The organism is Lentisphaera araneosa HTCC2155 (assembly GCF_000170755.1).
Lineage (GTDB): Bacteria > Verrucomicrobiota > Lentisphaeria > Lentisphaerales > Lentisphaeraceae > Lentisphaera > Lentisphaera araneosa.
In genome coordinates this window covers 154,226-164,689 of sequence record NZ_ABCK01000014.1, presented here as the reverse complement: position 1 = coordinate 164,689, position 10,464 = coordinate 154,226, and the positions used below count along the sequence as shown (strand labels likewise).

Annotated in this window: 11 protein-coding genes and 1 tRNA gene; 4 read left to right on the top strand and 8 right to left on the bottom strand. The window is 42.1% G+C overall.

Annotation, left to right across the window (positions count from 1 at the left end; all coding sequences use genetic code 11):
• The first annotated feature begins 380 nt into the window (after positions 1 to 380).
• Positions 381 to 1,658 (top strand): integron integrase, encoded by a 1,278-nt coding sequence (locus tag LNTAR_RS14955; protein WP_007279566.1) that lies wholly within the window; start codon positions 381 to 383, stop codon positions 1,656 to 1,658.
• Positions 1,659 to 2,122: 464 nt separating this feature from the next.
• Here the strand turns inward: LNTAR_RS14955 and LNTAR_RS14950 are convergent.
• The 4 genes from LNTAR_RS14950 to LNTAR_RS27235 form a co-directional block, all read right to left on the bottom strand.
• Positions 2,123 to 2,196 (bottom strand) — tRNA-Pro (locus tag LNTAR_RS14950).
• Between the two features lie 242 nt (positions 2,197 to 2,438).
• Complete coding sequence (locus tag LNTAR_RS14945; RefSeq protein WP_007279564.1) at positions 2,439 to 3,524, bottom strand: glycoside hydrolase family protein; 1,086 nt, start codon at positions 3,522 to 3,524, stop codon at positions 2,439 to 2,441.
• A gap of 318 nt (positions 3,525 to 3,842) precedes the next feature.
• Positions 3,843 to 4,010, bottom strand: a complete 168-nt coding sequence (locus tag LNTAR_RS27240; RefSeq protein ID WP_007279563.1) for a hypothetical protein — start codon at positions 4,008 to 4,010, stop codon at positions 3,843 to 3,845.
• A 31-nt stretch (positions 4,011 to 4,041) separates the two neighbouring features.
• The gene (locus tag LNTAR_RS27235) at positions 4,042 to 4,200 is read right to left on the bottom strand and encodes a hypothetical protein (RefSeq protein ID WP_007279562.1); all 159 of its coding nucleotides are present in this window, start codon (positions 4,198 to 4,200) and stop codon (positions 4,042 to 4,044) included.
• 263 nt (positions 4,201 to 4,463) lie between these two features.
• Between LNTAR_RS27235 and LNTAR_RS14940 the strand changes: the two genes are divergently transcribed.
• Genes LNTAR_RS14940 through LNTAR_RS14930 form a run of 3 tightly spaced genes read left to right on the top strand, consistent with a single transcriptional unit; the run spans position 4,464 to position 6,008 of the window.
• Positions 4,464 to 5,051, top strand: coding sequence for an IMPACT family protein (locus tag LNTAR_RS14940; RefSeq protein WP_007279561.1), 588 nt, complete (start codon positions 4,464 to 4,466; stop codon positions 5,049 to 5,051).
• A complete protein-coding gene (locus LNTAR_RS14935; RefSeq protein WP_007279560.1) occupies positions 5,048 to 5,713 on the top strand; it encodes an Mpv17/PMP22 family protein in 666 nt (221 codons plus the stop codon). Before LNTAR_RS14940 ends, LNTAR_RS14935 begins: the two co-directional genes overlap by 4 nt.
• Positions 5,679 to 6,008: a hypothetical protein gene (locus tag LNTAR_RS14930; RefSeq protein ID WP_157473609.1), complete on the top strand. Its 330-nt coding sequence runs from the start codon at positions 5,679 to 5,681 to the stop codon at positions 6,006 to 6,008. Before LNTAR_RS14935 ends, LNTAR_RS14930 begins: the two co-directional genes overlap by 35 nt.
• Positions 6,009 to 6,154: 146 nt before the next feature.
• On the opposite strand, the gene LNTAR_RS14925 is transcribed toward LNTAR_RS14930, so the two are convergent.
• From LNTAR_RS14925 to LNTAR_RS14910, 4 genes are all read right to left on the bottom strand, one after another.
• The gene (locus LNTAR_RS14925) at positions 6,155 to 6,502 is read right to left on the bottom strand and encodes a four helix bundle protein (RefSeq protein WP_007279558.1); all 348 of its coding nucleotides are present in this window, start codon (positions 6,500 to 6,502) and stop codon (positions 6,155 to 6,157) included.
• A gap of 78 nt (positions 6,503 to 6,580) precedes the next feature.
• A complete protein-coding gene (locus tag LNTAR_RS14920; protein ID WP_007276583.1) occupies positions 6,581 to 7,438 on the bottom strand; it encodes a DUF1670 domain-containing protein in 858 nt (285 codons plus the stop codon).
• Entirely contained in the window at positions 7,435 to 8,313 is an 879-nt protein-coding gene (locus LNTAR_RS14915) for a DUF1670 domain-containing protein (RefSeq protein ID WP_007276582.1), read from the bottom strand. The genes LNTAR_RS14920 and LNTAR_RS14915 overlap by 4 nt, the downstream gene beginning before the upstream one ends.
• Positions 8,314 to 8,632: 319 nt before the next feature.
• Positions 8,633 to 10,348: a SulP family inorganic anion transporter gene (locus tag LNTAR_RS14910; protein ID WP_007279557.1), complete on the bottom strand. Its 1,716-nt coding sequence runs from the start codon at positions 10,346 to 10,348 to the stop codon at positions 8,633 to 8,635.
• Between the last annotated feature and the right edge of the window lie 116 nt (positions 10,349 to 10,464).

Below are 10,464 nucleotides of genomic sequence, written 5' to 3'. Positions count from 1 at the left end.
TATCGCTAAGTACAATCGTAAGAAAGGTTCACATCGCTTTATAGATAACAGGAAATATACCAAGAAATACTTTGCAGAGCTAGGGTTCTTTTCACTGGAAGAGGCTTGGCTATTGGAATCTCAGTCTCTTCGGAGTAAGCATTGACCGGAGAGCCGTATGCGGGAGATCCGCACGTACGGTTCGGAAGGAGGGGAGGCTCCGCAAGGAGCTTTCCCTACCCTTATCCAGGGTAAAGGTAAAGGGGGTGTTAGGACAAAGAGAGTAGAGCTTTGGAGTGGCTTGCGGCGGCCATCGTAGGCAGAGTGCTTGTCACTGTGGACAGATGGGTGAATACAGGAGTTAGGAGAAGTTTTTAATATTAAGGTATGGAGTATAAGTGATGGCTAAAATGAAAGATTTTGAGGTATACCTAAAGTCTCAGCACGTGGTGGAAAAGGAATTAAAGTTTTATTTAATTTGGGTAAATCAGTTTGCGAGTTTTTGCGAAAGGAAGGGGTGTTCTCCTTGGGATGGTTCTTCTTTGTTGGCATTTGAGACGTATTTGAGAAGTTCGCATGAGGATTGGCAGGTAGATCAAGCAGGTAAGGCGGTACGCCATTATGTTTATTGGCGTCGCAAGTCAGATGCATCAGTGCCTCAAGTTGTAAGTAAAGTAAAGGCGACGGAAGAGAGTCAAGTTACTAAGGAGTACTTGGCTAAGTTGGTGGAAGTTATGCGTCTGCAGCGCAAGAGTTACAAAACGGAACAGGCCTATGGCAGTTGGGTTGTACGCTACTTGGCTTTTGTTAAGGGGGAGGGCTTGAATGGCGAAAACGTGACCCGGTTTATAAGTTATTTGGCAGTGGATAAGGATGTGGCGGCCTCGACTCAGAATCAGGCTTTTAATGCCTTGGTATACTTTTTTCGTTATGTCTTGGAGAAAGAGTTAGGAGATTTGTCGCAATCATTAAGGGCCGTTAGAAAAGCAAAGCTTCCAGTAGTTTTTACACGCGATGAGGTCATGGCTTTGATGTCGGTGATGGAAGGTGTTCCCTTGTTGATGGTTCGCTTGATTTATGGTGGTGGCCTACGTCATAGCGAGGCGTACCGTTTGCGTATCAAGGATGTGGATACGGCTCGCATGTGTTTGACGATACGTAGTGGCAAAGGGGATAAGGATAGGGAAGTTCCTTTGGGTGATAGTTTGTTGGAAGATTTAAAAAATCACCTAGCTCAGATTCGCAAATTGTATGATGTAGATAGAGCTGAAGAGGTGGCGGGCTGTTATTTGCCAAATGCTTTGGAACGTAAGTCAGTGAATAAGGGTAAGGAATGGGCGTGGTTTTGGTTATTCCCAGCAAGTACGTTATCAATAGACCCTCGTGCAGATGTTCTGAGACGTCATCATGTTGCCCCTGGGTACTTATCGAATCATTATAAGAATGCCATTGAAAAGGCGGGGATAAGTAAGTCTGCGACGGTTCATACGCTGAGGCATAGTTTTGCAACGCATGTTTTGGAGGATGGGTATGATATACGTACTCTGCAGGAGATTATGGGGCATAATGATGTGAATACTACTCAGATTTACACGCATGTTATGGGCAAGCATAAATCGAATGTGACGAGCCCTTTGGATAAATTGCGGTTGCCACCGCGGGCGAATGGAGGGAAATAGATAGGAAAAAGGAGTCGCTTAACAGCGGGTTGCAGCTGTCACCGCGGGCGGATAAAGGCGGAGAGGAGAGAGTAAGGGGAAGTTGGGTAGAACTGATGCGGATGAGCCATCCGCGATCCCAGGGGAGAGGTAAAGGGTGGGGGCGAAAAAGGAATTATAGAAAAAAGGGGGCATTAGGAAAAGGAATTAGGGGTAAGGCCGCTTAACAGCGGGCGGATGGATGAGCGAAACAGGTGAAAAGTGTTTGGAAATCGGAAATTTCTGACAGAAAGCATTACGCATAGGAGTGCCTTAAATGGTGTCTATCTTGTTAAATCCTTTTTTGAGATAAGTCTTACTATTACGCTAGTTTGTTAGCAAATGAAGTAGACTCGAACTTTGATTAAATCGTCATATTTAGTTTTGCAAGCTTTTTTTGAGCAAAAAAAAGCACTTACATTTCTGTAAGTGCTTGATTTGCAAAGTCGGAACGACAGGATTTGAACCTGCGACACCATGTCCCCCAGACATGTGCGCTACCAGACTGCGCTACGTTCCGTTGGTGCATAGAGAATAACGTCATTTTAGCCTGCGTCAATCATAGATTTTGAGTTTTTAGAGGATTTTGCCAGAGAGGATACTTTTTTGTCTATTTGAGTCTATTTCTAAGGATTTAAACACGAAGTTTTTAGGGGATTAATTGGCAAAATTGGATAAGTCAAGTCTTTCAAACGCTGCAATTATTGAATCAGCAATATTTTTTTTGTAAATATACATTTATACTGTTGAGAAAATTTTGTTTTACATATCCTCAAGTGGAATAAACAATGAATAGGAGCGCCCACTTCTTTCAAGAATTGCAACTGAAAGAACTTTGGGAACACCATCCTCTATAAATATAAAAGGACGTTCCATTCGCGCAGCATCAACTGCTTTACCATCATGCCTATCATAAGAAAGTTTTGTTACTTTGTAATGTTTGGCTTTTTTCCAATTTATACCATCTTCAGAAGTTATCATAGCCATGTAACCAAAAGCGTGATAAACAGCATAATAACGCATTCTCTTTTGATCATACCATACAAAAGGGTCTTCTGAATTTAAGTTGCCTACTGCGGGTTTTGGTAAGATTTTCCAAGGGCCAGTAGGGCTATCTGCGAGTGCGACTGCTTGGCTTCGGACTAGTTTTTTTTGATTCGGTTTATCGCCACGAACAAACATAAGGTATCCACCATCAGGTCGTTTAGTGATTGCCGGATTACAGGTGATGTTTACAATGGGAAGGCTAGGTTCTATAAGTGGTTTATCAAAGCGTTTCCAAGGGCCATTAATACTATCAGAAACCGCTACACCAATACGTTGATTTTCTCTCACGAGATTTCTGAATTCATCACCTAACTTACCGTGTCTAGCTTGGTTCATTTGATCTTTGCTTAATACACGGTCACCAGTATTTGTCGATATATAGTAAAGGTAATATTTTCCATCATAAAACTTAATTCTTGGGTTATGAGCCGTGTACGCATCCCAGTGTCCCAAACCTCGGCCTTTAAGTACAACTTCTTTATGCTTATATGGGCCAGCGGGTGAGTCAGATACAGCATGTGATATTACCCCGTCAGTAAGCCATGAACTAAAGCTGAATTCGTCGAGCATTTGAGCGTAAAAAATATGGTACTTGCCATCCTCTCCTTTTATTATTGAAGAGCCCCAATTACAGGCATTGGCATCACGAAAAATATTGTCATCGGTAACTTTTTGGATTTTGCTTTTTAGATCGAGAGTATCCGTTTGCTTGTGATTAAACACGGATTTTTGTTCAGCTAAAGCGAGACTAGATGTTAGTAAGCTCAATAAAATAAAAGTGAGTATCTTTAAATTTTTCATAATCATTTCCCTAAATTATTTATTCTGTACGTTTATCTTTTCTTATGTAGTATCATAAGTTTATTTTATATGCTGATTTAAATAAAGGCAATTTTATGGGATGTTTTAGAGTATCGTCGAACAGGTTTTGATAAGTAATTACTTAGGATTTTCGATATATCTAAGTATAGAATTTATAGTGTTTAGCTCTGGGGCCTTAGAATGGGAACTGAGTAAAAAACACTAAAAATATTGGGATGATTTAAAGTAAGATAAAAGGCTTTTCTGATAATCTATTAGATGAAACCGAATAACCGAAAAGATGTGTATAAATATGTGCTAGCAGCCTTGAATAAAGATGATGGTTAAACCAATCATGAAGATGCCGCCGATGACGGATTTTAAACCATCGTGTTTTTTGAAGGCTCTGGGGTCGTGTTTTTCGGAAGGCTTCTTGAGGTTGAAGAGGTGCAATACAATTGCAATAATGATTAGGATCCAGCCCAATGTTTTGTCCTTGGATTAAGTTGGTTGAAATTTAAGCTTTTTTATCTGAGTTTAATTCTTTTTTACTGGCGTCTTTCTTAGCTTGACTCAAGCAACGACCACATATGTTTTGATTGGGAAGAGCTAAATGAGTGCATTCTTTTTCTTCACCGGATTTGGTGACTTTTATGTTTTGGCAGTATTTAGACATTTATGTATCTTCCTTAGTTAAGAACTAAATTGGTTTGAGCGAGTATGAATTAATAAAAATGACTTATAAGTATTCTACTTTATCGTGATTCTGCGAATCGAGCAAATACTTATTTTCTTAATTTATCTATGATAAGCACTACTTTATACATTTCATTTCGGGGCTTTTCTATTCGCAAGCTTGAACGAAGCTTACTGAATTGCCTAGTTCAAATGTCTTGAATTCAGGCGAAGGACTTTTAAAGTGCAAAAAAGAGAAAGAATTTGTATACCTTAAAATCTCCCTGTGAATTTCAATTAGAAGTCAAGAAGAGTCGTTTTCTGGCTCATGCCGTGCCGATTGCGGATGTTCAGCAAGCGCTGGACTTTTTTGCGGAGAAAAGCATTGCTTCGGCGCGACATAATTGTTGGGCGTTCAAGGTGGGAAATGATTATCGTTTTAATGATGATGGTGAACCCTCGGGGACAGCGGGCAAACCGATTTTGTCGGCAATTGAATATGCGGATCTAACGAATGTGGCGGTCTTAGTTATTCGTTGGTTCGGGGGGATCAAGTTAGGGACGGGCGGGCTTTGTCGAGCTTATGGAGGAAGTGCCTCAGATTGCTTAAAGTCAGGGGAGTTCATTGAGCTGCGTTCTTTCCGTTCTTTTGAGTTTAAAACGAATTTTGATTTAGCAGCGCAAGTTCATCATGTCTTTAAACTGCATCCGCCAGAAGCTATTGAAGAAGATTATCAAGCCGATGGTGTTTTGTGGAAAGTAAAACTTGATGAAGCTTTGATCAAAGCTTTTCAAGATGAGCTCAAGCAAGTGAGTCGAGGTCAGGTTACTCTGCAGGAGCTCAAGTTATGAAAGCTTTATTACGCGAAGTTAAACAGGCTTTAAAGCTCAATTTAAAACCTGGCTTAGTCCTGCAAGCAGTGGCGATTACGCTTTTGCTTTCTTATTATAATTCCTCTACGGTTCAGCAAAAGCTTGTGGCTTTGACCGATTTAAAGGCTGAGAACCCTTACTTATTTTCAGGCTTATCAACGGCACTTTTTGCAGGTGCTTTACCCTATATAATTTTGGCCTTGAGTAAGCGCGTCGTTTTTAATATCAATCTTTTACTCTTTATGTTTCTTTTTTGGTTTTGGAAGGGAACGGAAATCGAATTGTTCTACTCCTTCCAAGCGGATCTCTTTGGTTCATCAAGTGAGGTCAGTGTGATTATCAAGAAGGTGTTGTTTGATCAGTTTGTGTTTAGTACCTTTTACGCCGTGCCCTGCATTGTCATTATTTATCAATGGAAGGACGTGAACTTCTCTTTTCGTCATTGGAAAGAGAAGTTGAATAAAGGTCTTTTTATCGTGCGTATCCCTACCGTGATGGTTTCCAATTGGCTCGTTTGGATTCCCGCTTGCGCGGTGATTTACGCAATGCCCGATGCCCTACAGGTGCCTTTATCCAATATCATTGGTTGCTTTTACGTCCTCATGATTGAGGTGCTTTGTAAGCCGTCGCCTTCGGCGTAGGAAGCGGCAACAAGTTGCCTTGGGTAGCGTTCGCTGTGCTCACTTAGGTAGCGTTCGCTGTGCTCACTTAGGTAGCGTTCGCTGTGCTCACTTAGGTAGCGTTCGCTGTGCTCACTTAGGTAGCGTTCGCTGTGCTCACTTAGGTAGCGTTCGCTGTGCTCACTTAGGTAGCGTTCGCTGTGCTCACTTAGGTAGCGTTCGCTGTGCTCACTTAGGTAGCGTTCGCTGTGCTCACTTAGGTAGCGTTCGCTGTGCTCACTTAGGTTGCGCTTCGCTTAGGTTGCGCTTCGCTTAGGTAGCGTTCGCTGTGCTCACTTAGGTAGCGTTCGCTGTGCTCACTTAGGTAGCGCTTCGCTTAGGTTGCGCTTCGCTTAGGTAGCGTTCGCTGTGCTCACTTAGGTAGCGTTCGCTGTGCTCACTTAGGTTGCGCTTCGCTGGGGATTAATTGAAAGATCTTCGGGATCTTATAAGAGCTTTGAGCATAGTTGTGATTTTGAGAGTTTCGTTTTTTGCGTATTCAGAAAATTCATTGTTTAAGAATGGAACTTTTTCTCCAATAATAATTTGTGTGCGAAGCTCAGCGCATGATGCTTTAGCTACAGATAAAAAATATAATGTTTCTTTATTTGATTCACGATCAAAGCCTTCCGCTATGTTACTCGGTATAGACAAAGCTGAACGTGTTATTTGATCTTTAAAGCCGTAATCTGTGAGCGTTTTAGTTTGCTTATAAACTAAAATGCTAAGTTCAACAGATGTTTTCCATACTTCCAAATCTTCAAATTTCATAACAATTCTCCAAATCCATTTCAACTTAAATAAGGTCATTTGTCCGTGAGGTGTAATTGTCCCCTTACGTACAGATATTTAGTTTTTCTGAGAGTTCAAGTCATTGATGATGGTTTCGTATTGTGAGTCCACCTTTGCGTCCGTATTGATGATTTGCTCTAAGACAAACCCGCGGTCCTTGTACTCTAAAATAATGGCTTCGTATTCTTTTATCAGTCGTGGCGTGTTTCCAACAACTTTGGCGATTTCATTGATATTCATATCCTTTTTGTAACAGATAAGAACCTGTTTAAATTTGCTGATATAACGCTGGATAGCCTGGAATGAATGATAAGTCTCACGACTTACTTGTTGAACGCTGAGTTTCTTTATGAAAAGTTTTTCTATTATGATTTTTTTGTGCGTGAGAGTTGGCCCCATATCATGTATTGAACCTCTTCTAGGTAAAACCTCATTGTGTTCCAGTTCCCATTCTTTAATATACTTACCCACAGTTGGTGGAGAGATCTTTAAAAGAATGGCTAATTCAACCGAGGTCATACAGCCACCTTGCTCATAACTTTGTTTAAGCATCCTTGCAACAGCTTCCTTTTTCATGTCTCTGAGCTTCTTACCGTCTTTGCGCTCTTGAATATCTTCTGCTCGTACTAAATCTAGGATAATACTCACTAAAGGTGTTTGACTGATCTTTTTTCCGTATGATTTAGTCGCATTTTTATCAGTGGTCACCCATGGCGTCTGACCCGGTTTTAAATGAGAAGTTTCAGGGTAGTATTTATTGACCATAGAGATAATAGCTGAGCTCAAAACTTGCCGAGTCCTCATTCCTCCCAGTTGCGGACACTCCTCAGAGAAAAAAGCTGTTAAAGCTCCAGCAAAAGTTTTATATTGTTGTGGTCCGTAAGTTGCTTCATTCGCTGAAATATGCGTCTTCATGCTCTGCTCCATACGGGATTTGATAGATTCGACAGTAGTGAGTCTTTTTTTTCGCCAACTTCCTTATAGTATTCATCTCCTGTAAGCAGGATTTCATCCAGACGATGTTTGAACATATCTTTATTCTTAAACTCGTCGTAAATCTTAAGGAATGTCTTCACGCCGCGTTGTGAGATTCCTGCAACTACCGCGATTTCATGGTCAGTGAAGCTCTTCCCTACCCGTAAGTAAACCGCAACTTTAAACTTTTGAAGGTAACTCTCAACGGCGCCCATCGAATGTTTTGTAGCACTCGCAACTTCAACTTCTTCTTTGCCTTCCACCCAATGACGAATGACCAATTCACGGTGTGTAACTCCAGGACCAATATCTTTTTGTTGGCCACGCGTCGGAATGACAATACCTTCCTCTTGTAAGTGTTTGACATCACGTCGGATCGTTTTTGTATCACACATCAACAGCTTGGCCAAATCCTCCTGGCTTAATAGACCTCCTTGATCGCGGGCCTCTTCGCTCAAACGTATTAATCTGCGCTGACGGCGAACAACTTGCCGTTGTTTATTTTTTCTATTGGGCAACTCTTCTTCGTCAAAATCACTGAATACACTTAGAGTGACGCTTATCATTTCACAGTCTTTGAGTGCCTTACCTGCACCTTCCTTGGCCGAGACGCAGTTGTACTTGAGTTGACCTTCTTTCAGTTCCTTTTGGCTGTAGGAAAAATAGACCTCATCTATCATGCGAACCAGTTCTTTGGCTTCCCAAGGACTTAGGCCCGCTCCATGAACCGCCAAGTGACTCATTTGCTGATTCATTGTTTTTAAAGACAGGCGACGACTTTGATTTTCTTGAGAGTTCGCTATTTGTATACTCATGGTGTAGTGCTCCTTATTTTTTGCTTTTGGTAGAACAATTTATAAGGGGACACTACACTTTTTTAGTATCTAGTGATACTTACCGGACAAATGACTGAATCGTAAATAAGTTAAGCTTTAAGAGAGATAAAACCAAAGAAAAATATATAAAACCCAAGCGAAGCGCTACCCAAGGCAACTTGTTGCCGCCACCTAAGTGCGAAGCACGCAACCCAAGCGTCAGCGCAAACTAAGGCAACTTGTTGCCGTCACCTAAGCGAAGCGCAACCTAAGCGAAGCGCAAGCCAAGCGAAGCGCAAGCCAAGCTCGAAACGAGCTTCTAAATCATATACTCGAGGTTGTTGCCGTTGATGCGTTCGTGGAGGGCGTTGATGGCGGCTTCTGAATTAGGATAGAAGTTGTTGAGGCCGATGAGTTCGTCGAGCTGAGTTTTCTGGATCATTTCGCAAGCTTCGGGCGGCAGACCCGCAAAGACTAATTCGACTTTATTCTTTTTTAAGTCTTTAACTAAGTTTCTTAGGCCCCATTCGCCAGAGGCATCAATTCGATTAATGGACTGAGCTTCAATGAGCATGTAGCGCGTATTTTTATTCTTGGCTAAGCAAGTAATAATCGATTCTTCGAAGGCTTCGACACTGGCAAAAAAGATGGCACAGCGAAAGCGTAGAGCAGAAATATGGTGTGAGCGCGTACGTAAATGAAGGGGGCATTTTTCGCTCCAGTCAAAGACATCGATGCGCGGTTTCATGGTGCGGTAGAGGTAGGCGGCAATCGAGATTCCAGCTCCCCATAAAAATCCATCCATAATTGATGGAGCAAAACAGAGTGTGGCCACAAAAGTAAAAATAGCGACTATGCCCTCGCGGCGCATGACCCGCCAGGAGACGCGAATGGGTTCAAAATCAATCAGGCCAAAAGTTGAGCTGATAATCATCGCGGATAGGGTGGCCTTGGGTAAGTAATAAAGTGCAGGAGTCAAAAAGAGCAGCACAAGAATCACGGTGATGACGGCAAAAATATTACTCATTCCCGTACGAGCGCCACTGGCAAGGTTGAGTGCTGAACGAGTGAAAGATGAACCCACGGGATAAGCTTGAGCAAAGGAACCTGCAATGGAGCCCACACCTTGACCAATGAGTTCTTGGTCGAGATTCATCGGTTGACGAGTTTTGAGACTGATAGCTTTGGAAATGGAGACAGTTTCAACAAATCCAATAAGAGTAATCATGATAGAGGCAGGGATAAGTGTGATGAGAGTATCGAGCCATTGACCATGGCTATTTTGCGGAAAGCGCAAAGCGGGGAATGAGCTGGGGATCTCACCTACAATGAGGCTTTCGTTGACCACGTCACATTTCCAAAAGACAAAGCAGGAACAAGCGACAATGACTAGAGGCCAAGGGATTTTACGGTAGATTTTTTTGAGGTAAACGAGGCCAATTAAAGAAAGGGTTCCAGTAATAGCGCTGAGGGGATGGATTTGATCTATTTTATCGGAAAAGTGAGCAAAGCTTTTGATGAGGCCCATGAATTCTTGCTCAATATAAACTTCTGTGACGCCGAGCAATTTAGGCAATTGGGAAAGGGCTATAACGATTGCCGCAGCATTGGTGAAACCCGCAATGACTGGATGAGAAATTAAATTAACTAAACTCGATAATTTAAATACCCCCATGAGCAAACGACAGATCCCTACAGTGAGGGATAATAAAATGGCGAGCTCTATGTAGCGGGCATCGCGAAATTCAGGGGGGATATCTTGGACTAAGGGGAATAAGACAGAAGCGGTAATAATCCCTGTCATTGCTGTCGGGCCTCCAGAGATTTGTGCCATGCTACCAAATAAAGCCATGAGCGCGACAGGGATAATAGCCGCATATAAGCCGTAGCGAACGGGTAAGCCTGCGAGTTCCGCATAAGCCATTGATTGAGGGACGAGGAGCAAAGCCACCGTGATGCCGGCAATGAGGTCATCTTTAAGATTGATTGATTTCATGGGAAACCAATTAACAAAGGGGAAGAGCTTCTTAGTCATCTGATTACTACTTCATCTAGAAATTCATTTGTAAGATTAGATATGGCTAATCTACAAGTTCAAATGTGATTTATTAAACTTTTGACTAAAGTAGAAGTAGGCCGAGGAAAATCAAA